We start from the raw sequence: 23,179 nt of genomic DNA on the forward strand, positions 1-23,179 counted from the left end.
TAAGGATTCTTTACTTGGTGATTGTAAAATGATTAAATTTTGAAGATGGATAGAAGAACGAATTACTTCGCCTTTTCTACTACCTCCACCAATCTCCAACGCTTACGCGCGCTCAATGGGCGCGTCTCCATAATTCTAACGGTATCTCCGATACCTGCAGTGTTAGTTTCATCATGCGCCATAAACTTCTTAGTCTTCTTAATGTACTTACCGTACATTGGGTGCTTTTGACGTGTTTCCACTTGCACTGTAATAGACTTGTCCATTTTGTCGCTCACTACTACTCCTTGACGCTGCTTTCTGAAGTTTCTTTCCATGATCTTCTTCTATCAGGTATCTTAGTTGTTAACTTTCTCGATAGCTCTTAAAACCATCTTCTTGTTTACAGGCGCTAAAAACGTTGACTTTTGCAAGAACTCTGAGATAGACTCACGAGTTACGTTATCAGCTTTAACCTTTTCCTCCAATTCAACTGTCACTCTAGCGTGCAACTCAGTCTTAAGACGAGCAACTTGCTTTTTAAGTGTTTTCAATTGCATTGGGTTCTCTAGTGGTGATACTGCATGAGCATAAGCAAGATCTTCTAATTGCTTTTGAGAAGTTTTGATGTTCTCTGCAAGCTCTTCCGAAGATAAGCCTTTCACCTGATCCTTTAACTCTTTTGTTTTCATCTCTCAGATTATCCTACGTAGTCTGGTCTGACCACAAACTTCACTTTGATTGGGAGCTTCTGCGCAGCCAATCTCATTGACTCCTGTGCTCTCTCGATTGATACTCCATCAGATTCGAACAAGATTGTTCCGGCTTTCACTGGAGCAACCCAATAAGCAGGGGCACCTTTACCCTTACCCATACGTACCTCGGCTGGCTTTGAAGTAACTGGCTTGTCAGGGAAGATACGAATCCATACCTGACCTTCACGTTTCATCGCACGAGTCATCGCAATACGTGACGCTTCGATTTGACGAGCTGTGATCCAACCTCCTTCAAGTGCCTTCAGACCGAAGCTACCAAAAGAAATGCTATGACCGCGTTGAGCGATGCCATGGCTTCTACTTCTTTCTTTTTGTCTCTTTCTGAACTTGACTCTCTTTGGCTGTAACATTGTTATTCTGTTATTTACCACGCAGGTACTTCCTGCGATATTTTATGTCTAGTGCACAAACATCTCGGAGAACTTGAGCTTGAGTTAGCTAAATTCTTTTAAATAAACAGAATGTATATATCTATCTTAAAATCATTAGGACTTTCGCTCATGTCTAATGAACGTAGTTTCCCGAGGTTTGGATTGCAAAAGTATGACACTTTTTTTTGTAAAACAAGTAGTTAGCAAAAAAAATATCAAAATTTAATATCCTTCACAATCTTAACTTTATGTTTGTTGAATTTGGTTGGGACGAAATATGAATACAATTTCGTTTCTTTCCTTAATTCTATACAAATGTACTGTATCTGTAAGGAGTTTGTTTATTTGATTATGATTCCTTTAATAAATAGTTTTAAAACTAACTTATTGAAGGTCAAAAACTAAAAATCAAATTTAAATTTTAGCAATACCGGCTTATCACCCTTTATTCCGTACCGTAATTTGGCCTCATCTGAGACTTTTACACCATTATTATCGTAACCAAGCCATACTTCATCATCAACAATCATTAAAGCTTCTGCCATTCCATATTTTTCCGGTTCAAATAGCTTTTGCTTATTTGTGACTACAGACTTTTCATAAGAATAATGTTGTACAATTTTATTTTTCTCCAAATCGTATTGAGCAATACATCTAGCATTCCTTTCTAGAATAAATAAATCACCCTTATAAAGATACATATCTGATATGTCTTTGCTGCAATTTCTTTTTAAAGTAAATTCTCTAACAATTTTATTGGTATTCAAATCTACTACGATAATAAATGAAGGTTGTCTTTCTTTTGCTAAATAAAGTAATCCTGCTTTTCCATCTACAGCAACTCCCTCAAAACCAGTATTTTTTAACCACTCCGTTCTAGGCAAGAACAAACTACTCCAATCTATAGGTAATTTATTTGTCGCTTTCTTATCAAAATCATAGACATACACCTCATTATCAGCTTCATTTATCAGGTATGCTTTATTTTTATAAACAGAAATTCCTTCAAGATCTATTTTCCCTGGAATATCTAATTTGTAAGATGCCTTTACCTCAAAAGAATTATCTTTTTGATGTAAAGAATAAATAAAGTTATTTTCGAATTTATCTGCTACAACAACAATTTCTTTCTCTTTTTTTGAAATACCACTTAAGTCAAAACGTCCTTGATAATTCTCCAACTGTTTGATTTCTAAAAATTCAAGTTGCTTAATTTTCTGTGCAAAAATAGAATTACTATAAACTGTTAGTTGAACTATTAATAGTATGTAATGTATCGTTCTCATTTTTATTCTTCCTCTGGAATCCATTGCAAAGCACCTATATCTGGTGGTGATGTTCTATTCTCTCCTCTTTGATCAACAGTTATACCGTTTACATCAATTCCTGCTCCTCGAGCCGGACTATCATCTGCTAAGTCAAAATTATAAGTAAAAGGATATCTGAAATATGGATCTATATTTATTAAATTGGTTTCAGGGTCAAACTGATCACTTGATGCTTTCAATATATTATTTGTAATACTATTAAAATCAACACCTTCTGTAACTACTAATTCATTTGATAAATTACCCCAAATTATATTATTTACTAAGTTTAACTGTATAACTTCATTTGTACTTTCGAATGCTACAGATGGGTCTTCCCTAAAGAAGCCCGTATTTGAATTTACAATTGTATTATAGTAAAAATCACATTTGCCTCCTCCTGCATGGGCATAGGCATAAGAGATCGTATGACTAATGATAGTATTAACTATTCTTACATCAGAATTAGTTATTGCTACTCCTACTTGAGACATATTTTGAATTGTTGAACCTTCTATATCCAAGTCGATAATATCATCGTTATCATTATGATACATCAAAACACCAACTCTAGCATTTTTAATTAAAGTACCATGGATTTTATTATCATGACTTAAGGAATCAAAGAAGAGTCCATCCCATTGACCGGGAGCATTTTCATATTGCCCATCCAATCGAATACTTTCTAACCTTATCGTATCTTGAGGTGTCCCCATTAACTGTAATGAGCCACTAATCAAAAGCTTTGCTCCATTATCAAAAACTATTCTTGTTCCGGCATTGGCCGTTAAACTCGCATTTTGTGATATATATAAGGAATCAGTGATAACATATGGTCTTCCTTTTTCCCATACTACATCACCTACTAAAATTGCCCCCCCTGAAACATAAAACGGATCCTCTGCATAAGCATTTAATTGTATAGCTTGTCTGTTTCCATTGGTGAAAAAAGAAATTTGGCCATTCAATTCTCGTATATCATCCGCATTTTGATAAGGTACATTAGCTTCAGTCAAGACTAACATACTATCTCCACCTCTCAGTAAAGTATTATTGATAATATCTTCATTTTGCCCGTTTATCAACATAGAATAAACAGAATTAGGATCATTTAATGAGATTTCTGAAATATTGACTGCATTTTCTGAGTTATTGTACACCATAAAACGCTGGGTAACACTTCGCATATCAATCCCCTCATCTTCTTTTGATGTAAATAGAGTATCAAAAAATACTGTATCTACAGAAAATTGAAGTTGAAAAGAAGGATCTGAACTGATGACCTCATCATCTGGAGTACAACTTATGAGGAGTGATAGAATGATTCCTGTATAAAAGCTAAGTGTTTTCAAGTTACTAATTTATATATTTCTTATTGAAATCCTTGTATGGTGAAGAATCGAAATTATTATTCTCTTCAATAGGCTGTACTTTTGAAGGTTTTATCCAATCTAAGAAACCTTTTTTCCACACATATGCTAAACCTAAAATCAATATTCCAACAAAAACGACAATTTCGAATAATGCAAACCAACCCCACATACCATCAGTTTGTTTGATTTTTTCTGCATCTCCAAAAACTGTTGCCCAAGGAAATAAAAATAATATCTCTACTTCGAATAATAGAAATATTAATGCCACAACGTAAAATCGTATATTAAAATTACCCCAAGCAGTACCTAATGGATCCTCCCCACTTTCGTAGGTAGTTAATTTTTCTTCGTTTGGTCTTCTTGGTCTAACTAGAAATGCAGTAAACAACCCTCCTAAAGCGAAAATAATAGCAACAATTATAAATAATGTAATGTTACCGAAGTCTGTTAGCATTTGATTACCCATACTATCTATGAAATATGAACTGTAATTGTTTCTTTTGTAAAAATTTCGATAAAAATACTAACCATATAAACACTATCATAACATGGCCGTACTTTTTGAATCATTTTCTGAATGGAAAGAGTTCTGTGAAAAGAAAAAAGTATCCCTTCATCAACCTGTTTTGGATTATGAAGTGAGAGAAAAAGAACGCACTAAGGAAGAAATTAAATTAGCCTTAAAGCAAGCCTTCGATGTCATGAAGGATGCTGTCAAGACAGGTTTAAACGAGGATATGACCTCTAGATCAGGCATGATTGAAAACGGTGGAAAAAAAGTTTTCAATTCTCCAATCAATGTTTTGTCAGAAGAATTTAAAGTTCTCATCTCAAGGGCACTTGCTGCAAAAGAAGTAAATTCTTGTATGGGAAGAGTAGTTGCCGCACCTACTGCAGGAGCATCTGGTATTCTACCTGGAGTATTGGTTACGCTTCAAGATCTTCATCAATTGGATGATGACACATTGCATAACGCTCTATTGGTCTCAGCAGGAATTGCTTTGATAATGGAAAAAAAATCGGGTATCGCTGGAGCTGTAGGCGGTTGTCAAGCTGAAACAGGAACAGCTGCTGCAATGGCTGCTGGGGCAATTACTTATTGTTTAGGAGGAAACATTGATATGGTATTCAATGCTGTAGCGATTACTGCACAGTGTATGCTCGGATTGGTTTGTGATCCTGTCGCTGGATTGGTTGAGGTACCTTGTGTGGTTAGAAATGCAAGTGCTGCTGCTATTGCTAATTCTTCAGCTCAAATTGCATTAGCCAATGTAAGTGGTGTAATCCCTGTGGATGAATGTGTAGACGCAATGGGAGAAGTAGGGCAAAGCATGGAGGACCGTTACAAAGAAACGGCCTTAGGAGGTATAGCAGCTACACCAACTGCTAAGATGATATCTAAAAAAGTATTGATCTCCGATATCGATATTATCGATTCTTCGGAAGAATAAAATAAAAAACAGGGAGTATCATTTAGATACTCTCTGTTTATACGTAGCCTTGGAATTTTTTTGCCAATTCTACTCTATTTCTTTCCTTTTCCTCTTCAGTAAACAACTCTAAGTTTTTTAAAGCTGTCTCGAATTGGTCTGCATAATTCTTATATTTTGCAGCTAATGCGGCTGTATTTTTTTTCTTAAAACTGAAAGTAACCATAATATTCTAAATAATTTACGAACAATTGATTGAGAATGTCGAATAAGTATTCACTTCACGTATGAATCGTTCAACGATTCGTATTTAGTAGACAATTACTTTTCAAGATGTGACAAAAAAGAAGAAACTTTTTTTATTTTTTTTTACTTTCTTCCCAATATTTATCCATCTGCTCTAAAGATGCTTCATCGAAAGACAGTCCATCTTCCTTCATTTTATCTTCTATGTAATTAAATCTTGATATAAATTTCTTGTTCGTTCTTTCCAGTGCATCAGAAGGATTGACCTTAAGAAAACGAGCATAATTGATCATAGAGAACATCACATCTCCAAACTCATCTTCTATTTTGTCCAAATTATCTTCTCCTTGATCATTTGCTTTTACTTCAACTTCCAATTCTTGAATTTCTTCTTGAACTTTCTTCCAAACATCTTCTTTATTATCCCATTCAAAACCAACTCCCGCAGATTTCTCTTGAATTCTCAATGCTTTCACAATTTCGGGTAATGATTTAGGAACACCTCCTAGCACTCTTTTGGGTTTATCGCCTTTTTCTTTCAATTTGATTAATTCCCAATTACGAGCGACCTCATCGGCATCATTTACATCAATATCTCCATAAATATGTGGATGACGAACAATTAACTTTTCACAAATACTATTCAATACATCATCAATAGCGAAATTATTGGTCTCAGACCCTATTTTTGCATAAAAAACTAAGTGAAGCATCACGTCTCCTAATTCCTTCTTGATTTCCTCCATGTCTTTATCAAGAATGGCATCTGAAAGTTCATATACTTCTTCTATGGTTAAATGACGGAGTGATTCTAAAGTTTGTTTTCTATCCCATGGACATTTTTCTCGTAAATCATCCATGATATCTAATAACCTTTTGAATGCTCTTAACCGTGTATCTTTTATATTTATATCGCCTTGCATCTTTTTGATATTTAAATGAGTTGATTTCTTTTTTTATAACTACTATTGCAAGGATAATCAAGAAAGTTGAATTTCTATAATTCTAGTGAAGTATGAGTAAAAATAATGTTTCACATCAGGACATTGTTGATAGTTTATCGAAATACACTCCAAAACAAGCTGCCATAATTTTTGCTGATTGGATTTTACATTATAAGATTCATGTAAAGATTACCAAGGAAAGGAAAACGCGGTTAGGTGACTATAGACCTCCACAAAGAGGACATGGACATAAAATTAGTATCAATCATAGTTTAAACCCCTATCAGTTTGCAATCACTTTTGCTCATGAAGTAGCTCATTTGGTTGTTTGGGATCAATTTCAAAATAAAGTAGCTCCACACGGAAAGGAATGGAAACAACAATTTGGTAACTTTCTTCAACTTTTATTGAATCATAATGTATTTCCAGAAGATTTAATTGAAGCCGTTACTAGACATCGAAAGAAACCGTCAGCCTCAAGTGGTAATGATGTACAACTAAAAAAGGCTTTGATGAAGTACGATAAAGCGGAAGAAAATGAAAATGAAACTCTTTTTCTAGATGATTTAAACGATGGCGATGCCTTTATTTTAGAAAATCATGGAATTTTTATCAGAAATAAAAAATTAAGGAAGTATTACCTCTGCACCGAGAAATCGACAGGAAAGCAATTTAGAATCAATTCCTTAGCTAAAGTTAGCTTGGTTTAATCAAAATCTCTTCAAATCGAATTAAAATTTATTTGAGATATTTTTAGTAGAATATTCTACATAAAGTTTGGCATAACGAACTTTTTTACGCACTTTTGCATCGCTTTAAACAAAAACGGTCACTGAAGCAGGAGGGTGTTGTAGCTCAGTTGGTAGAGCATCGGACTGAAAATCCGTGTGTCGGCGGTTCGAATCCGCCCAACACCACAAAGTCTAAGGTTAAACAAGACTATAAACATGTTTCCCGGTGTTGTAGCTCAGTTGGTAGAGCATCGGACTGAAAATCCGTGTGTCGGCGGTTCGAATCCGCCCAACACCACAAGTCTAAGGATAAACAAGACTCTAAACTGTTTCCCGGTGTTGTAGCTCAGTTGGTAGAGCATCGGACTGAAAATCCGTGTGTCGGCGGTTCGAATCCGCCCAACACCACAACAGAAAGACTCGCATTTTTGTGAGTCTTTTTTTTGTCAAAAAGATATTGTAGGTGAGATTACAATAAAACCCCATGCCTTTTCGAGGTCATGGGGTTTTCTATTTTTTACATCTCACTCACCAACTTCACCACACTGGCTTTGTTGGTTTTACTACTTCTTTCCAGTTTCAATACATGATCGTATATCGATGGATCGTTTTCGTTTGGTGAACCGAAGATTAATCGGATATTTTTAGAGGAAGTATAATGAATCAGATCTCGTAAATAACGATCGGATAATTTACCTACCTCATCAATTACACAGTGTACAAAGTAATCGTTCTGCTCTTTGTAGGCATTTTCTTGGAATACCGTTAGTAGCGTAATGTAGATCATGGATTTCACCAATACGTCAGTACCTTCAGAACCTACATTTGATAACTTCTCCACCCAACCTGTATCATTATTATTTTCGATTACTCGGAATCTCAACATGAATGTATCTTCCAAAGTAATTTGCTTCTGATTGTGATCTCGGATCACTCTTCTCAAGTCCTTCAATAATTGGACAGACTGACGTGAATCTTTAGCACTTGCATTCACATTCACTTTAAAGATATCTCCTTGATCTGAGAATGAGACATCCTCATTTAGTCGATAAATCTTCTTTAAAGTGGTCAGTAAAGGTGTATTGTTCTCATTGTATTCCAATTCAATGGATTTAACTACACCTACGAAATTACTTCTTGCGAAGCTATTATTAATCTCTCTAACAATCTTTTTAATCAAGTCTGAAGTATCAGATAAATCCTTCACCTGACGTGCCACTGAACTAATAATTTCTCTGTGCTGCTTCTCCAGCTGATCCCTCATATGATCCAAACGTTCTCCATCCAATAGGCTTGGAAGAATATTCTTTGCCAAATAAGTGAATTCCTGAAGTGAAGACTGTGCGTAAAGCGTTGGGATTTTTAAGTGATTATCTTTTCTGAAAACTCCCGTAAAAATTTGTCCCTTCGATTTAAATGATGAAGTTAAACGTCCTCTTTCTTTTAAAGACTTTCTCAACTCTGTCAGTAAAAATGATAAATCAGAGTCATTAATCTCTGCCTCATTAACTGCATCTGCTCCTTCGTCTAAATATTTCTTTAAACGTTCGTAAGCTTGTTCGTCCTCCTCTCTTGCCGCTTTATATTGCTTTAATAGATGATTTGACTGATCTTTAGTTCGACGGTAATTGTCTCGCTTATCATCAAGATGATTGAGTTGCTCTTCGTATTCCTCCACAGCCTGATCGTATGCTGCTTTCAGTTTCTCAATTTCTTTTTCTTGATGTTTCAGCTGATTTCTTATTTCCTCCGCTTTATCTAAATAGTAAACTTTATCTTTCTCATAATCCCTTTTGATCATTTGTGCCTGCTCAACTTGCTTCAGCTTTTTGATCAACATTTGGATTTCCTCTTCTACCTCATCGAGTTTACCCGTATCAATACCTTTTTCTTCCAGAAGACCTTTACGTTCCTCTTCCAACTGCCTTAATCGCTTATCATGATCGTTTTGATAGGCCGACCATTCCTTTTCAAGCGTAGCAATATTGGCTTCAATTTCTGAAACCACAGTATTGATTTTATTATTGAAGACATCAGATGTTTCTCTTTCTCTCGACCACTTATCATCTTTTAAGTCTGATAATTTACCCTCGATCAATTCGCAATTTTCTGATGCAATACGAAGCTTTCTTCTCAACTCAACAAGTGCGTCTTCTTTCATTTCGTCCGCTTTGCTGATGATCGATGCTTCTTGCTCTCTCGCTTTTTGAAGATCACCTTCAAATTCTTCGAGTTTTTGATTAAACTCCGAAAGCTTCTGCTCCAATCTAGAAAGTTTCTTTGAAGACGATTCTAATAACTTAGCAACTTTTTGATCTACCACCGAGTCAAGATCATCCAAATTTTCTTTGGCTGATTTTAACTGGTTTTTCTTTTGCTCCAATGTGGAAGCAATGTGATCAGTTGCTGTTACCTGAGCCACTAAAGAAGAGGTATCCAAATCAATTCCATAAAAAGAAGAACCGTCTACTATCTGAGGGTTCAAGTCTTTTCTAGACAATAGATTCTCGTCACATACCTTACCAATTGTTTCTGCCCAATCGGATTTATTCTGATCTAAAAAGGCTCTTAATGTACCTTCATAATTCTCTTGACGTACTTTCCATTCTTCTACCTCATCAGAAATCAAAGTGACTTGTCTTTCCAACTCAGCTTGCTGACTCATCGCTTCTTTACGGATAATCTGCTCCTCCAAACGCTTACGTTCTTTGGTATTCGCAATATCGTGTTCCGTTTCAGAAATGTTGTGCTTTAGATCAGAAATTTCTTGAGATAGTTTCACCCTTTTGGTATTACTTTCCATCAATAAAGACTTCGAAAAATCTTTCTCCTTTTCCATTTCTAAAGCTACGGATGCTCTTGTTCTAATCTCTTTTGCTTCATCCAATTCGTTTCTCAACTCCTCTTCCTGAGCAAAATATTTATTTCGAAGCTCTTCTAAAGCCTGTTGTTTTTCTGAAGTAAACTTGTCCTTTTGAGCATGCAACTGCTCTCTTTGCTGTTGCTTCTCTTCGTTGAACTCGTTCTTTCTTGTAGAATATTTCGATAGAAGAGATTTCTTCTGTTCCTCTATCAAATGCTCAACCTCTACTGTTTTAGCCACCAACATTTGTTTTACCTCTTGTTGATAAGCCAACTGATCATTCAATCGAGGACCTTCCGTACTCAATTCCAATAATTGATCAACTGTGTAAGCCGTTCCATCGATAGAGATCGATTGATATTCCTTTTCTCTCCTTTCAATTTCCTTGAGTGTCGCTTTCGTCTCCCCAAGTTCTTGATTGACCTCCGCCGTTTTTGTTTGATATGTATTTTCAGCCTTTTCGTATTTAGCTTTCATCGCATTTTCTTCCTCCTGCATCTCTGCAAGAAGTCGTTCGCTATCTGCCAAATGTTTCTGAGCCAAAGCTACGCCACCACCAATTTGATGTGCCAAACGTTTTTGGTAATTCAGTTGCTGATTGATCTCTGCTTCTAAAGAAACAATTTCCTCAGCACCTGCTTTATTCTTTTCGAAGTCTTCAAAATCGGTTAACTGATCGTCAAATTCATGAATAAAATTGGCGATAGTTTCTAAAGAGATAGGTTGCATTTCGAAGTCGGCTGAAGCGGCCTCTGCAATGGCTCTTTTGATATAATCCGATTTCAATCCAGACGAACGGAAAATATTCGTGATCGCTTTTGGAATACCTTCTACATGCTGACTTTTCACACCTGCAGATGGTTTCAACAGGCTAAACTGTGCATTATAGCGACTCACACCATAAATCACCTTTCGTAAATCAGCAAATCTTCTGATCTCATCGGAGACCATTACTGACTTTTCGGTCACGTTTTCCAGGACCTCATCATGACTACATGCTTTACGATCTCGGATAAAATAATCTTTATCGTAAGCTGCATCAATAAATCTGAAACGAAGACGGCCACCCGATTTATACACCATCAAACAGTGCTTTCCTCTAGGAGTCACGATTTCGTAAATCAGACGAGCATTCAAGTCTTGGAAATAATATTCAGAGAATGACATCTGCTGTTCTTTAATGCCCAATTCTCTTTTTTCCGAAGTGGCGTGATAGAAAAACAACACGGCACGAAGCACTGTCGTTTTACCAAAGCCATTTGATCCTACAAAGTGAATATTTCCACCAAGATCAACTTCTGCATAATCAAAACCTGCACTTTTAATAAGTACAAGCTTGTTCAAATATCTTTTTGGTGTTACTGTTGTATTCATTCGTTGGTAGGATCAATATCAATTAAATCGACAATATCTTTTAAGTAGTTATAAGATGATAAAACAATGAAGCCTTCGTTTTCATCGTCCTCACAATCCATAAAACCCTGTCTTCTCATTTCTTCTACTAGATCTCTCACTTTATCGTGAGTCGAAATGCTTTTATCTGATGATAATCGCTGCAGTTGATCGTTAAGGTCAGTCTCCACATTGCATTTATGCACAATGTCTTTGATGTAAAACCTCATACCCTCACCAAACCCTGGGGCAAATGTGGCAAAGAAAGCCAAGCGATCGATATATTTATAAAAACGTTCGATCTTCTCCTCAATCGTCTGACGACCACCTTCTCTGGAGAAGTAGTAATAATTATTTCCTTTCTTTAAATGAAAGCCTAGCGGTGCGTAAACACTTTCGAAACCACTAAAATATTCGTCTACTTGGTCGTACAATTTTCGAATATCTGGCTTAATGGCATTGGCACTTAAAAACTGCCCTCTACTCAATAATTCAAATACTCTTCTGGTACTTGTATGATCTATATTCATGTTATTTTTTTTCTTTTGGTCGGATAAAAGCAAACTGTTTTCCATTCTCTTCTACTTGTCGGGCAGGATCAAATGGATTTTCTGCTAAGCCGAAATCCATCTCGTCTTCAAAAATCAAGGCCACCTGACAATAGATTTTGATCAACTGATCTTCGTCCATTTTTTCTCCAAAATCATAAGACTTTACAAAAGAAAGGAGATCGTTGTCTTGAAGGAAGAAGGCTCTTTTCAGTTTTGCAAAATCGACGTGAAGCATAGTTTGCTGTTGAGGATCCAATAAATCGCCATCGATATCCAATTCTGCTTGAAGCTGCATTCTAATTTTATGCTGTCTTCTTAAAGCTACTCTTTCGATGATATCCAAACCGTCATCCCCTCTTAAATATTCTAGATCCAAATGTGTTTGGAAACGAAGCTGAGTATCGAAGAATAAAGCATTTTCGTGAGCGAAAACTTCTTCCACATTCGTTCTAACTTCCAGTTCATAGAGGTCTCTCAACTTTTTAAGTTGGATAATTTTCTTGTGTTGACGATCAAGTTCTGCGATCTGATTAATGAACCTTACAATCTCCTGTCTCAAGGCAATCAGGTTATGTCTTGCCATTGTCAGGTGAGTGCCTTTCAGTTCATTCACGATCAAACGTAGCCCTTCATCAGGAACGACTCTAAAAAATGCATTTTCTAAAAGTTCTTCTGCGTTCTTAATCAATCCAAGTAGTTTCTCGGCTTGTTCGTTATGGTCCTCAATTTTGACTCTCTTCAACTCAATCGATGAGGCAGTTTTGTATTCCTGCTTCACCAAGTTGTTCAGCGTACCGGCATTCTTACGAATTACTCTACCGATACTCATCAAATATCTTTTGATACGGTGAAGGTAGCGTTCTCTTTCTCGGCTATCTTCATCTATTTCGTAGAGGTAAATGTTTTTTTTCAGAATTCTGATAGATTCATCAACCTCATAGTTTCTAATATCTTCGTTGATTTCCAGGAAATCCTCGACAAAATTTAATAAGCGTTCTTCCAAACGGGCAGGCTCCCCTTCTTGTAAAGAAATCATCCCTCTTGCTTTGGCTTGAAGAATTTCTTTCTCTTTACCGTCTGCGATCTCAGTGAGTTCATCAAAAGATGCACTTTTCCTCTTAAAGAGATGGTTGATCACTTTTCGATGCCTGTAAAGTTCGCGTATTAATTCATCAGCTGTTTGTATATCTGCCACTTATCGTTGGTTTATTATCATGATGAATAGCTCATCAACTAGAACTTTATAATTAATGATTTTGATCCATTTTTTGCAAGTAATTGAAGAGTTTTTTCACTTCTCTCATATAAAAAATGAAGTAGTTTATTTTTATTCCAAGCTTACTATCTGATACACCTTCAAACATTTATTATAATTAATTAAATCTAAGCGTTTTTTGTTAAACGAGCGCAAGGTTTGATAACAAAGAAAAACACTTTATTATATAAGATGTTAAAAGCCTCATTTTTACGATAAATAATAAAACTATGAGTAGGGGTTATCCCACCCCCAAGTGTTATTCAGTTGCAGTCAGGAATTAAATTGACTGAGTAATTGAAAACTAAACCAACAATTTATCAACAAAATGAAATTACAAACTAATCTATCAGGCATCATTGCGATACTAATCTTAACGGTTTCATGTTCAAAAAACGATGAACATTATTCCCCACAAGAAGTCATTAAAAGTATCGATTTAAGCTATGCATCGAGTATTTTTATTGGGCCAAACCATGTCACGGGTGGTCTTAACAGAACGCTTTACAAAGTAAAGAATGATAATGAAATCGACACTGTAGAATACATCAATAACTTTGGTGATCCCACATCTCCTAAATATTACCCGGATGAGGTATTTAAAATCAATGAGAAATTCCAGTTTTTAAGTTTCCAAGGTGTTGAAAACTATATCATTGATTCTCGTAATGGTAATGCTTTCTTAATGGAGAATGCTAGACCAATCAACCACTATAAATTCTTTACAGATCAGTTTATCGAAACTTCTAGAGGTATTATCTATTTAGGAAGTGATCATAAAATCTACTCTTTTGCAATTTCAGATGGAGCATCTGAATTAATCGAAAATCATATTCAAACAGCACATGATGGTGATATCATGAAAATTACTGCCGATCCTAAAGGTAACATCTTGTACACAGCCAATGTGGGCAATAAAGTAGAAGTTCACCTATACACGGTACACAATGGTTCGTCTAGAAAAATTGATGCTGTTGAAAGAATTGGTGTAACCCTTGTTTGGCCTGGACTAAACGAAAACGAATTGTTCTACTACACTCCAGATGCCAGCGACAAGGAAACTGCAGTTTACTTAGTAAACACACAAACTTTAGACGTTCTTCCTTATGGTAATAATAATTTTGTTCTGTCTTGTGGTATAAATGGTTTATTTAAATATGAGAATAAAATCCTTGGCATTGGTTGTAATGAAATTTACGAATTGGTGAACGATGATGAAAGCAGAGAGATTTTAATTACATCTTTAGAGGATTATCAAATAGTTAATTTTAGAACTGCTGATAAATCTTTAGACCATTTATTAGTTGGTGGTATTAATACTGTGGGTAGAGGATCAATCGTAAAGATTAATATCAACGATTACTCTCCTCAATATTTAAATCAATTGACTGGCATCAACCCTCATATCATTAGTACAAATAATCTTGGAGAAAGTGTTGTATGGGGTACTGGTCAACATAACGGTAAATCTGTATTATCAAACATCAAAGTAGATGGAAATGTACAAACCATTTTCGAAAACGCTGATGGCGTGATCAATGGCTTAGGAAAATTAAATTAATCCGCACCCGGTTGAACACAACAAAACCTCCAATAATTTACAGTTATTGGAGGTTTTTTGCATTTATTGACAACAATCATCTTTTAGTATTAACAAGCATCAGCTACAGAAGTGTATTTTCTACCCATATTTGTATTAAGAAAATTAATTAATGCCAAAAACGGAATGAAATCACATAAATTATATGCCATTTTTGTTCTATTAATCGTGGTAATATTACTAGGATTATCAAATAGCAACGTGAATGGTAAGGAGCAGAAACAACAAACAACTCCTCCTCAAGAGGCTAACAACTTACCAACAATGGAATGAGATGAAAATAAAGTATGAATTGAAATGAATTGGACTAACAATTAAATTACATATAAAAATAGGTTAACAACACAATCAAAACACAACCGCATTAATTATCAATTAAATAACTAAAAGCAAACCAACCTCGTTCGAGCTTCTTATTTATAGAAAAAAATGAAGTTCGATATTAAAAGTGCCGAGATACAACTTGGCACTTTTTTGTTTTTAGGCCTATTATGGATTGTTCTATGTTAGTAAAAGTTAAAAATTCTTTAGTATGTTTTGATTATCAATAATTATTGAACACATCATGTAAATTGCGTACTATACACAATTGATAAAGAAGAAAACAAACGTTTTTGTAATCATATGACAGATCATAAAGTTCTTCATGATAAAATTCATGAGGTAATTTCAGAAGTAGGAAAAGTAGTAGTTGGCCAAGATTATATGGTCAATCGTTTATTGATAGGTCTATTTACTAATGGCCACGTTTTATTAGAGGGTGTTCCTGGTTTGGCAAAAACATTAACAGTAAATACACTTTCTAATGTATTGGACTTAGATTTCCAACGTATTCAGTTTACCCCTGACTTGCTTCCATCTGATTTAGTTGGTACTATGATTTACAACCAAAGAGAAGGTAAGTTTGAGGTAAAGAAAGGTCCTGTTTTCTCTAACCTAGTATTAGCGGATGAGGTGAACCGTTCTCCTGCCAAAGTACAAGCTGCACTTCTTGAGGCAATGCAAGAGAAGCAAGTAACTATTGGTGAGACGACTTACAAATTGGATCGTCCATTCTTGGTATTGGCTACTCAAAACCCAGTTGAACAAGAAGGTACTTATCCACTTCCTGAAGCACAAGTCGACCGTTTTATGTTGAAAGTGTACATCAACTACCCTCGTAAAGAGGATGAGTTGGAAGTGATGAGAAGAATGTCGAACCAATCGTTTGATGATTCAGTAAGATCTATCCTTTCTAAAGATGATATTTTTGCTATTCGTGACGCTATCAATGATGTGAAAGTAAACGAAAGCTTAGAACAATATATTATTGATTTGATTTTCGCTACTCGTTTCCCTAATGAGTACGGTTTACAAGAAGAAGCACAATACATTCAGTTTGGTGTTTCTCCTCGTGCATCAATCAACCTGCATAGAGCGGCTAAAGCAATTGCCTTCTTCGATGGTAGAGACTATGTTCTTCCAGAAGATATTAAAGAGATTGCTTATGATGTATTGAACCACCGTATCATCTTAAACTATGAGGCGGAAGCTGATAATATCTCTACGAAACAGATTATTGATTCTATTTTGAATAAAGTAAAAATTTCAAAGTAGTGAACAAATCATTGAGCTAAGATTAACATGCTCAATTAGAATACATTTTATGCCACTTCATTTTTTTGAGGTGGCATTTTTTATGTCAACATTAAGTAAGCTATTATACAATCAAAATTGGAAGTTTTAAACCTTCTTTTTTTGACTACTCAGCGTTAGAATTTCATCACGTAGCTTGGCTATGCTCTTCAATTCTGCCTTGATTAGTTAAAAAAATAATAATATAACTTTTCCCAATTTCAAATGTATTACAGCTTAATTCTTTCTATTTTTACATACTGTTAAAATATTATGGAAGAAACTACATTATACATCGTTCCCACTCCGATTGGTAACTTAGAAGATATTACGGCTAGAGCATTGAGAATTCTTAATGAGGTCGATACCATTCTAGCTGAAGACACTAGAAATACTGGTAAACTTTTAAAGCACTTTGAGATCAAAAGTAACCTGCAAAGTCATCATGCTTTTAACGAGCATAAAACGGTAGAAGGCTTGATCAAAAGATTAAAAAGTGGAGAGAAAATCGCCTTAGTTTCTGATGCTGGAACTCCGGTAATATCAGATCCTGGCTATATGTTAGTTAGAGCATGTGGGGAAGCTGATATCCGTGTAGAAACACTACCTGGAGCGACTGCATTTGTACCTGCTTTGGTCAACTCTGGTTTACCTGCGGATCGTTTTACTTTTGAAGGTTTCCTTCCACATAAGAAAGGACGTCAGACTAAAATTCAAGAGTTAGCAGAGGAACAACGTACCATGATTTTTTATGAATCTCCTCACCGATTGGTGAAGTTTTTAGAACAATTGTCTACTGCATGGGAACCTGATAGAAAGGCCTCTGTATCTAGAGAATTATCTAAACTTCATGAGGATACCAAAAGAGGGACTTTAGAGGAATTGGCTCAACATTATACCGAAGTACCGCCAAAAGGGGAAATCGTTGTAGTGGTTGAAGGAAAGAAAATTGAAAAGAAACCAAAAGGAAATAAGTACAAATACAAAGACGAAGCATGAGAAAATTAATCTACGACTTCATTCAAGCAAACTCTTCTAAGAAATGGTATTTATGGCTAATGGCATTAATTAGCGGCCTTTTCTTGGGATTATCGTGGCATGGTGCTTTGCCGCTTGTATTTATTGGCTATGTTCCTTTGTTAGAAATTGAAAGGGTAATTAGCATTAGCGATAAAAAGTACAAAGGGTGGAAAGTATATTTCTTCTCTTTCATCACCTTATTTATTTTTAATGTTACTGCTTACTGGTGGCTTTGGTATGCTTCTGCTTGGGCTACTTTTGGTGCATGGGGAGCAAATGCAGCTTTAATGGCATTGCCTGTATTGGCTTATCATCATACTAGAAAAATATCAAAAGGAAAATACTTCCATCTAGACTTTGTTTGCTGGATGATCGCTTTTGAGTATTTACATATGCATTGGGATTTCTCTTGGCCTTGGTTAAACATTGGAAATGTATTAAGCTACACTCCAAAACTAGCTCAATGGTATGAATATACTGGTGCTTTTGGTGGTACACTTTGGATATTAATGCTGAATATCTACTTCTTCAGTTTTATGGTGAGTGGTAGAAAAATAGTTTCTATTTTCTTCTATTTAACGATACCTATCACCTTCTCATTATACTTGTATTACACCTATGAGGAAGAAGGTACTGAGATCGAAACAGTGGTTGTACAACCTAATATTGACTGTTATTCGGAGAAGTTCAGGTACAATGCTAGAACGGGAGAACAAAATACAAAGACGTATATCTCTCCAAGAAAGCAAGTCGCTCGCATGATTGAGTTGACGGAAAAAGAAATTACTCCAAATACTAAATTTATCTTTTGGCCTGAAACATCCATCAGTCAGAGTATCGATGAGAAACATCCTGATGCTTCCGGTGAGGTACAATTGGTCAATAAAATGATGCAGAAGTATCCAAATGCTACTTTGGTTACTGGTGCAGATACTTATAAAATTTACGGTGAAACGCCTGAATCAGAAACTGCCCGTCATTCAGAGAGAATTGGTTACTATGATGTATTCAACACAGGCATTCGTTTTCATCAAAAAGATTCTTTGGAATTCTATCATAAATCTCAATTGGTCATTGGTGTAGAAACTATACCATTCCCTGAAATCTTAAAACCTATCATCTTAAACTTCGGAGGAAGTTCTGGAGGATTAGGAAGGCAAGAGGATAGAGATGTATTTAACAATGGAGCTATTAATGTTGGTCCGATTATCTGTTACGAATCTGTTTATGGTGAGTATGTGACTGAATATGTTCAAAATGGTGCTGATTTCTTAACAGTCATTACGAACGATGGTTGGTGGAATGACACTCCTGGACATACTCAACACCTTGCGTTTTCATCACTTAGAGCGATAGAAACTAGAAAAAGTATCGCTCGTTCGGCAAATACAGGTATATCGTGTTTCATTAATCAAAGAGGAGATATTCTTGACCCTATCGCTTATGGCGAAATGGGTGTTGAAAAAGGAAACGTTCATATCAACAAAAAAATGACTATCTATTCTGAATATGGAGATTTTATAGCTCGTATTGCTAGTGTATTGGCGGTAACTATGTTGGTCATTGGTTTTGTAAGAAATAAATCGAATAAATTATAATGGTTTACAACCACTAGAGGAGTCTAATTCTAGTGGTTGTACTTCTTCTAAGTATTTATTATAGGGTGATGAAAACCACAATTTTTAGAGATTATATTGAAAGCCCGATAGGCTTGATCGTTGTTGAAGCGACCTCTAAAGGTGTTTCTTCTATCAGATTCCTTGATGAAAATGAGGAAGTATTGAATGATCTAACAAACCCCCACACAATGGAGGCGATAGAATGGATTGATCAGTACTTTAATGGAGAAAGTAAATTGGGATTTGAGTTTCCATTGGATTTACAAGGAACCACTTTTCAAAAGACAGTTTGGAAAGAGCTTTGTAAAATTAAATACGGTACAGTAGTTTCTTATCTTGATATTTCTGAGCGTATTGGTAATCCAAAAGCAATTCGTGCTGTTGGTGCTGCAAATGGTCAAAATCCTATTGCTTTGGCTATACCCTGCCATAGAGTGATAGGAAGTGATGGATCGCTTACAGGATATGCAGGTGGTATTGGTCGTAAAAAGTGGCTTTTGCAACATGAGGGGCACACTAAATACGGGCATGAACAATTAAGCATGTTTTGATATCAAGGACTCTTTATTAACCGAAAATACTTTTAAAGAAGCCTTTTTTACTATCTCCACAATCTTTTTGCTGGGTTTCTTCTTGATGTCCCACAAATGCTTTATCAATATCAAAGTTATTTACTGTAGGTACCAAGCTTTCATCAAAAACACATACTAAATCTAGTTTTACTCTCGATTTAAAGGCGGCTAGCTCAGCTTTTAAAGCATAAGAAATATTCGTTTCAGCTTCTACTTGCTTGATTTGTTCTTCAAACTGTGAAGAGTTCATTTCTTTGATACTTGGTACATGGCCATAGATCTTATTGTTGAATAAGTTGGCCAATTTGGTCACAAATGCTGCAATAAGAATATTATCTAGTTCCATCAGCATTGCTTCCCTCATTTCTTTTTTACCCCATTCAGAAGTAGGTAGTATTTTCTCTATGATCCCTTGTTCATCTTCTGCATGAATAAGAAGCATAGTATGGGCATTCATATCCCCAATAATATTGGTGGTTAAAACATAAACGTTACCATTGTTCTCTTTACCAAGTAAGGTGTCATTATCTAAAGACTTAACTTCTTGAACATTCCTTATTATGATTTCATCTTTCATTACGGTAGACAAAGACTGGGCAACATTTCCGAGGGCAATGTTAGTTATATCATTAATTAGATAGGTATTCTCTACTGAAAATTGGGATTGAGTCATGACAATCTTTTACTATTTTAAACTGTTGCAAATGTTGGTTTGAATAAGAATTCTGAGATGTCGTTGGCATCTAAAACTAAGCAAACATTACCGTTTCCTAGTATGGTGGCTCCACTTATAAATCTCGCATTTTCAACCGGTTTTCCAAGTGGTTTCTCGATTATTTCTTTTTGTTGTAGTAGTCTATCTACAACAAAACCAATCATTCGATTATCTACTGATACTACCACTATATTAATTTTAGATACTTGATCATCAATTTGATCAAATGATTTGTGGAGAAGATGAGGTTCTAATAACTCTTCGTTGTTGGCACAATCAAAAATATCCTTTAGGAACATCACTGAAATCGTCTCCTCCAAATGTGTGGTTACTAATCCATTTCCCACTTTATGAATGGCCGATTTTTTAACGGAAATTACTGCTTCAGTAAATGATAGAGGTATGGCATATTCTACTTCATTTACTACAAATAACAATGCAGATTTTACGGCCATAGAACTTGGTAAACTCAAACTAAAAGTTGTTCCATGTCCCAATATGGTTTTGGTATTTATCTTACCACCAACAGAATCTACTGCCTTTTTAACCACATCCATTCCAACTCCACGTCCACTTACGGAAGTGACATTATCGACACTAGAAAAGCCTGGTTCGAAGATAAATTTCACGACATCATCATCTGATAATGCGGATAATGCTTCTCTTGATGCTAAGTTCTTTTCTAGGACTTTTTTCCTGATTTTTTTAGCATCTACTCCATTTCCATCATCAATTACTTCGATGATTACATATTCTTTATCTGATGATGCTCTTAGAAGAATATTACCTTCTTCTTTTTTTCCTTTTTTCTTTCTCTCTTCTGGACTTTCAATTCCATGACTCACTGCATTTCTTACCAAATGAATCATAGAATCTGAAATGATCTGAAGTACATTACGATCAATTTCAATTTCTGTTCCTTCAAGTTTCAGGTTTACTTTCTTTCCTTCAAGAGTAGCTACATCACGAACAATTCTATGGAACTTATGAAATAAGGCACCAACTTGTACCAAGCGCACTCCCATTACAGAATATTGTAAATCTGATGTGATTCTATAGAGTCTAGTATACTCATTGGTTGTCCCAAAACTTGCTCCTTGAGCAATTATTCTATCTTTTTCGATAGCTAATTCCCCAACTAAGTTCAGAAGTGTATCTAGTTTACTTACTGGAACTTGAACAAAATCAGAGAAAGTGATTTTTGCCTTTTTGTCTTCACTTTTACTTTCATCATCAAATTCTTCGGCTAAAGGAACACCTATTGGAACAGGTTGTTCTTGCAAGGCTGAAGCTTCTACGGTTTCTTCTTTCATCTCGACTTTAGAGGCTAAAATTGCATCTAATGCCTTGTCTTTTTCTTCTGAAGATTCCCCTCCTTGTGTCGCTTTGTATTCTATTTCACCTTTAAGGTTTCTTAGAATTACTTTCAGTTTTGCTCTTAGTCCTTTGTATGGTACTTTTTTCTCTGCTTTTATGCCATCAATCATCTCTCCAAGCTTATCTATCGCTTTAAAGAGATCATTAAATACCATGGAAGTTAGAACAATTTTTCCTTTACGGATTTCGCTGAAGATATCTTCTAATAGATGACCAATAGCAGCTATATCTTCGAATCCCATCGCTGCAGCATTACCTTTTAGCGTATGAATAATTCTGAAGATAGCTTCTGTGGCTTCTCTATCAGTTATATTTTTTTCGAGCTGAGTAAATAGCCTGTTCAATTCCTCAAAACTGGCTTCCGCTTCAGCAAGAAATATCTGTTTTAGTTCTTCTTGGTTCATCCCTTCCCTAACTTAATCGTCTATTACATTATTTGATTGATTGCATCGGTCAACTGTTCTGGTGTAAAAGGTTTTACCAAGTAGCTATCCAAGCCTAGGTTCATTCCTTCGTCTACAACAGACTGTTGTCCTACAGCACTGATCATAATAATTTTTGATTCCAATTCTTCTTCTTTGAGTGTTTTCAGGATATCCAACCCTAGCATATCTGGAAGAATATTATCAAGGGTAATTAAATCAGGTTCTGTATCAAGTGCTAAATCAATTGCTTCTACTCCATTAGAAGCTTGTCCAATAACTTCGTATCCGGCATTTTCTAGTGCGTCTTTGATTATGGAACGCATATACAATGAGTCGTCTACGATTAAAACTTTTCTTGCCATGATATTAAAATTTAATCATCAAACAGTTTCCTTAAGTTCCCAATACGGGTTTAAGGTCTTCTTTTGTAATGATTTTAAAGATGTCAATTAGAATGATTAAACGTTCTCCAATTTTTATTATTCCATTAATATAGTCTTGTTCTCCTTGCATATCGGCGACCACCGAGGGAGAATAATCTATGTCGTTATCGCTAACTGATAAGGTATTAGGTACATCTTTTACTAGAATTGCCATGTTGTACTCATGGCTTTCTACAACTAATGTATACCCACTTGTTTCACTTATGGTATTACTTAATGCAAACTTATCTTCTAGATCTATTATTGCTAAAATATTACCTCTAATATTCGCCACTCCTTTCACGTAGGAAGGAGTTAAAGGAACTTTTGTAATTCTTGGGGTAATCACGACTTCTTTAATCTGATCGATGTGCAACCCATACTCCTCTTCACCTAATCTAAAAACAATAATATTACTTTTCTTTTCCTGATCGTCCGTATCAATACGGTTCAATTCCACAGGAGAAGCATTTTCCTCTGGTAAAGAAGGTGAAGGCGTTACTCCATTTGGTTCTTCAAGGTTCATAATAGTTGTTTCTGGGTATTAATAGCCAGGAAAGTTGATGATGACAGGTATATCATCAACTTTTCTGGACT

23 protein-coding genes and 3 tRNA genes are annotated in these 23,179 nt (G+C 35.5%); 11 read left to right on the top strand and 15 right to left on the bottom strand.

Going from position 1 to position 23,179, the window contains the following annotated elements:
- Positions 1–62: 62 nt before the first annotated feature.
- From rpsQ to KMW28_RS18390, 6 genes are all read right to left on the bottom strand, one after another.
- Positions 63–317 (bottom strand): 30S ribosomal protein S17, encoded by a 255-nt coding sequence (rpsQ, locus tag KMW28_RS18365; protein ID WP_066212079.1) that lies wholly within the window; start codon positions 315–317, stop codon positions 63–65.
- A gap of 21 nt (positions 318–338) precedes the next feature.
- Positions 339–671 (bottom strand): 50S ribosomal protein L29, encoded by a 333-nt coding sequence (rpmC, locus tag KMW28_RS18370; protein WP_066212077.1) that lies wholly within the window; start codon positions 669–671, stop codon positions 339–341.
- An 8-nt stretch (positions 672–679) separates the two neighbouring features.
- On the bottom strand, positions 680–1,105 hold the full coding sequence (gene rplP, locus KMW28_RS18375; RefSeq protein ID WP_066212076.1) for a 50S ribosomal protein L16: 426 nt from the start codon (positions 1,103–1,105) through the stop codon (positions 680–682).
- 422 nt (positions 1,106–1,527) lie between these two features.
- Positions 1,528–2,412, bottom strand: a complete 885-nt coding sequence (locus KMW28_RS18380; RefSeq protein WP_169666826.1) for an SdiA-regulated domain-containing protein — start codon at positions 2,410–2,412, stop codon at positions 1,528–1,530.
- Between the two features lie 2 nt (positions 2,413–2,414).
- On the bottom strand, positions 2,415–3,785 hold the full coding sequence (locus KMW28_RS18385; protein ID WP_169666823.1) for a choice-of-anchor Q domain-containing protein: 1,371 nt from the start codon (positions 3,783–3,785) through the stop codon (positions 2,415–2,417).
- Positions 3,786–3,789: 4 nt separating this feature from the next.
- The gene (locus tag KMW28_RS18390; RefSeq protein WP_066212070.1) at positions 3,790–4,272 is read right to left on the bottom strand and encodes an NADH-quinone oxidoreductase subunit A; all 483 of its coding nucleotides are present in this window, start codon (positions 4,270–4,272) and stop codon (positions 3,790–3,792) included.
- An 82-nt stretch (positions 4,273–4,354) separates the two neighbouring features.
- Here KMW28_RS18390 and sdaAA point away from each other — a divergent pair, with 82 nt between their 5' ends.
- Entirely contained in the window at positions 4,355–5,257 is a 903-nt protein-coding gene (gene sdaAA, locus KMW28_RS18395; RefSeq protein WP_169666820.1) for an L-serine ammonia-lyase, iron-sulfur-dependent, subunit alpha, read from the top strand.
- A gap of 37 nt (positions 5,258–5,294) precedes the next feature.
- Here sdaAA and KMW28_RS18400 read toward each other — a convergent pair whose 3' ends face one another.
- Together KMW28_RS18400 and mazG are read right to left on the bottom strand one after the other, a co-directional pair.
- Positions 5,295–5,462 (bottom strand): hypothetical protein, encoded by a 168-nt coding sequence (locus tag KMW28_RS18400; protein WP_158297767.1) that lies wholly within the window; start codon positions 5,460–5,462, stop codon positions 5,295–5,297.
- A gap of 133 nt (positions 5,463–5,595) precedes the next feature.
- Positions 5,596–6,405: a nucleoside triphosphate pyrophosphohydrolase gene (mazG, locus tag KMW28_RS18405; protein ID WP_205958236.1), complete on the bottom strand. Its 810-nt coding sequence runs from the start codon at positions 6,403–6,405 to the stop codon at positions 5,596–5,598.
- A gap of 92 nt (positions 6,406–6,497) precedes the next feature.
- Here mazG and KMW28_RS18410 point away from each other — a divergent pair, with 92 nt between their 5' ends.
- From KMW28_RS18410 to KMW28_RS18425, 4 genes are all read left to right on the top strand, one after another.
- Complete coding sequence (locus KMW28_RS18410; RefSeq protein ID WP_169666817.1) at positions 6,498–7,136, top strand: SprT-like domain-containing protein; 639 nt, start codon at positions 6,498–6,500, stop codon at positions 7,134–7,136.
- A gap of 134 nt (positions 7,137–7,270) precedes the next feature.
- Positions 7,271–7,343 (top strand) — tRNA-Phe (locus tag KMW28_RS18415).
- Between the two features lie 39 nt (positions 7,344–7,382).
- Positions 7,383–7,455 (top strand) — tRNA-Phe (locus KMW28_RS18420).
- Positions 7,456–7,492: 37 nt separating this feature from the next.
- A tRNA-Phe gene (locus KMW28_RS18425) sits at positions 7,493–7,565 on the top strand.
- Between the two features lie 109 nt (positions 7,566–7,674).
- Here the strand turns inward: KMW28_RS18425 and KMW28_RS18430 are convergent.
- Genes KMW28_RS18430 through KMW28_RS18440 form a run of 3 tightly spaced genes read right to left on the bottom strand, consistent with a single transcriptional unit; the run spans position 7,675 to position 13,158 of the window.
- A complete protein-coding gene (locus tag KMW28_RS18430) occupies positions 7,675–11,394 on the bottom strand; it encodes an ATP-binding protein (RefSeq protein WP_169666815.1) in 3,720 nt (1,239 codons plus the stop codon).
- On the bottom strand, positions 11,391–11,942 hold the full coding sequence (locus tag KMW28_RS18435) for a condensin complex protein MksE (RefSeq protein ID WP_066212060.1): 552 nt from the start codon (positions 11,940–11,942) through the stop codon (positions 11,391–11,393). Before KMW28_RS18435 ends, KMW28_RS18430 begins: the two co-directional genes overlap by 4 nt.
- A 1-nt stretch (position 11,943) precedes the next feature.
- Complete coding sequence (locus tag KMW28_RS18440; protein ID WP_169666813.1) at positions 11,944–13,158, bottom strand: hypothetical protein; 1,215 nt, start codon at positions 13,156–13,158, stop codon at positions 11,944–11,946.
- A gap of 388 nt (positions 13,159–13,546) precedes the next feature.
- On the opposite strand from KMW28_RS18440, the gene KMW28_RS18445 reads away from it, so the two are divergent.
- The 6 genes from KMW28_RS18445 (at position 13,547) to KMW28_RS18470 (ending at position 19,622) form a co-directional block, all read left to right on the top strand.
- The gene (locus tag KMW28_RS18445) at positions 13,547–14,779 is read left to right on the top strand and encodes a hypothetical protein (RefSeq protein ID WP_169666810.1); all 1,233 of its coding nucleotides are present in this window, start codon (positions 13,547–13,549) and stop codon (positions 14,777–14,779) included.
- Between the two features lie 165 nt (positions 14,780–14,944).
- Positions 14,945–15,091: a hypothetical protein gene (locus tag KMW28_RS18450; protein WP_169666807.1), complete on the top strand. Its 147-nt coding sequence runs from the start codon at positions 14,945–14,947 to the stop codon at positions 15,089–15,091.
- A gap of 351 nt (positions 15,092–15,442) precedes the next feature.
- Positions 15,443–16,414 carry an AAA family ATPase gene (locus KMW28_RS18455; protein WP_066212054.1) on the top strand — a complete coding sequence of 324 codons (972 nt, stop codon included), beginning with the start codon at positions 15,443–15,445 and terminating at the stop codon, positions 16,412–16,414.
- 291 nt (positions 16,415–16,705) lie between these two features.
- Positions 16,706–17,431, top strand: a complete 726-nt coding sequence (gene rsmI, locus KMW28_RS18460; protein ID WP_169666804.1) for a 16S rRNA (cytidine(1402)-2'-O)-methyltransferase — start codon at positions 16,706–16,708, stop codon at positions 17,429–17,431.
- Positions 17,428–19,050 (top strand): apolipoprotein N-acyltransferase, encoded by a 1,623-nt coding sequence (lnt, locus tag KMW28_RS18465; RefSeq protein ID WP_169666801.1) that lies wholly within the window; start codon positions 17,428–17,430, stop codon positions 19,048–19,050. Before rsmI ends, lnt begins: the two co-directional genes overlap by 4 nt.
- Positions 19,051–19,118: 68 nt before the next feature.
- A complete protein-coding gene (locus KMW28_RS18470) occupies positions 19,119–19,622 on the top strand; it encodes a methylated-DNA--[protein]-cysteine S-methyltransferase (RefSeq protein ID WP_205958235.1) in 504 nt (167 codons plus the stop codon).
- A gap of 16 nt (positions 19,623–19,638) precedes the next feature.
- Here the strand turns inward: KMW28_RS18470 and KMW28_RS18475 are convergent, their stop codons facing one another.
- Genes KMW28_RS18475 through KMW28_RS18490 form a run of 4 tightly spaced genes read right to left on the bottom strand, consistent with a single transcriptional unit; the run spans position 19,639 to position 23,108 of the window.
- Positions 19,639–20,316, bottom strand: coding sequence for a chemotaxis protein CheC (locus KMW28_RS18475; RefSeq protein ID WP_169666798.1), 678 nt, complete (start codon positions 20,314–20,316; stop codon positions 19,639–19,641).
- Positions 20,317–20,333: 17 nt separating this feature from the next.
- Positions 20,334–22,139 (bottom strand): chemotaxis protein CheA, encoded by a 1,806-nt coding sequence (locus tag KMW28_RS18480; protein ID WP_169666795.1) that lies wholly within the window; start codon positions 22,137–22,139, stop codon positions 20,334–20,336.
- Between the two features lie 23 nt (positions 22,140–22,162).
- A complete protein-coding gene (locus tag KMW28_RS18485) occupies positions 22,163–22,522 on the bottom strand; it encodes a response regulator (RefSeq protein WP_066212046.1) in 360 nt (119 codons plus the stop codon).
- Between the two features lie 31 nt (positions 22,523–22,553).
- The gene (locus KMW28_RS18490; protein WP_066212045.1) at positions 22,554–23,108 is read right to left on the bottom strand and encodes a chemotaxis protein CheW; all 555 of its coding nucleotides are present in this window, start codon (positions 23,106–23,108) and stop codon (positions 22,554–22,556) included.
- Positions 23,109–23,179 lie beyond the last annotated feature (71 nt).

The sequence above is a fragment of the Flammeovirga yaeyamensis genome (assembly GCF_018736045.1).
Classification (GTDB): domain Bacteria; phylum Bacteroidota; class Bacteroidia; order Cytophagales; family Flammeovirgaceae; genus Flammeovirga; species Flammeovirga yaeyamensis.

Coding starts and splice junctions, on each gene's coding strand:
- KMW28_RS18450 (WP_169666807.1), top strand. CDS start 14,945: ATGAAATCACATAAATTATATGCCATTTTTGTTCTATTAATCGTGGTA.
- KMW28_RS18400 (WP_158297767.1), bottom strand. CDS start 5,462: ATGGTTACTTTCAGTTTTAAGAAAAAAAATACAGCCGCATTAGCTGCA.
- KMW28_RS18455 (WP_066212054.1), top strand. CDS start 15,443: ATGACAGATCATAAAGTTCTTCATGATAAAATTCATGAGGTAATTTCA.
- KMW28_RS18390 (WP_066212070.1), bottom strand. CDS start 4,272: ATGGGTAATCAAATGCTAACAGACTTCGGTAACATTACATTATTTATA.
- KMW28_RS18480 (WP_169666795.1), bottom strand. CDS start 22,139: ATGAACCAAGAAGAACTAAAACAGATATTTCTTGCTGAAGCGGAAGCC.
- mazG (WP_205958236.1), bottom strand. CDS start 6,405: ATGCAAGGCGATATAAATATAAAAGATACACGGTTAAGAGCATTCAAA.
- KMW28_RS18485 (WP_066212046.1), bottom strand. CDS start 22,522: ATGGCAAGAAAAGTTTTAATCGTAGACGACTCATTGTATATGCGTTCC.
- KMW28_RS18410 (WP_169666817.1), top strand. CDS start 6,498: ATGAGTAAAAATAATGTTTCACATCAGGACATTGTTGATAGTTTATCG.
- KMW28_RS18445 (WP_169666810.1), top strand. CDS start 13,547: ATGAAATTACAAACTAATCTATCAGGCATCATTGCGATACTAATCTTA.
- rpmC (WP_066212077.1), bottom strand. CDS start 671: ATGAAAACAAAAGAGTTAAAGGATCAGGTGAAAGGCTTATCTTCGGAA.
- sdaAA (WP_169666820.1), top strand. CDS start 4,355: ATGGCCGTACTTTTTGAATCATTTTCTGAATGGAAAGAGTTCTGTGAA.
- KMW28_RS18470 (WP_205958235.1), top strand. CDS start 19,119: ATGAAAACCACAATTTTTAGAGATTATATTGAAAGCCCGATAGGCTTG.
- rsmI (WP_169666804.1), top strand. CDS start 16,706: ATGGAAGAAACTACATTATACATCGTTCCCACTCCGATTGGTAACTTA.
- KMW28_RS18430 (WP_169666815.1), bottom strand. CDS start 11,394: ATGAATACAACAGTAACACCAAAAAGATATTTGAACAAGCTTGTACTT.
- lnt (WP_169666801.1), top strand. CDS start 17,428: ATGAGAAAATTAATCTACGACTTCATTCAAGCAAACTCTTCTAAGAAA.
- KMW28_RS18490 (WP_066212045.1), bottom strand. CDS start 23,108: ATGAACCTTGAAGAACCAAATGGAGTAACGCCTTCACCTTCTTTACCA.
- rpsQ (WP_066212079.1), bottom strand. CDS start 317: ATGGAAAGAAACTTCAGAAAGCAGCGTCAAGGAGTAGTAGTGAGCGAC.
- KMW28_RS18435 (WP_066212060.1), bottom strand. CDS start 11,942: ATGAATATAGATCATACAAGTACCAGAAGAGTATTTGAATTATTGAGT.
- KMW28_RS18475 (WP_169666798.1), bottom strand. CDS start 20,316: ATGACTCAATCCCAATTTTCAGTAGAGAATACCTATCTAATTAATGAT.
- KMW28_RS18380 (WP_169666826.1), bottom strand. CDS start 2,412: ATGAGAACGATACATTACATACTATTAATAGTTCAACTAACAGTTTAT.
- rplP (WP_066212076.1), bottom strand. CDS start 1,105: ATGTTACAGCCAAAGAGAGTCAAGTTCAGAAAGAGACAAAAAGAAAGA.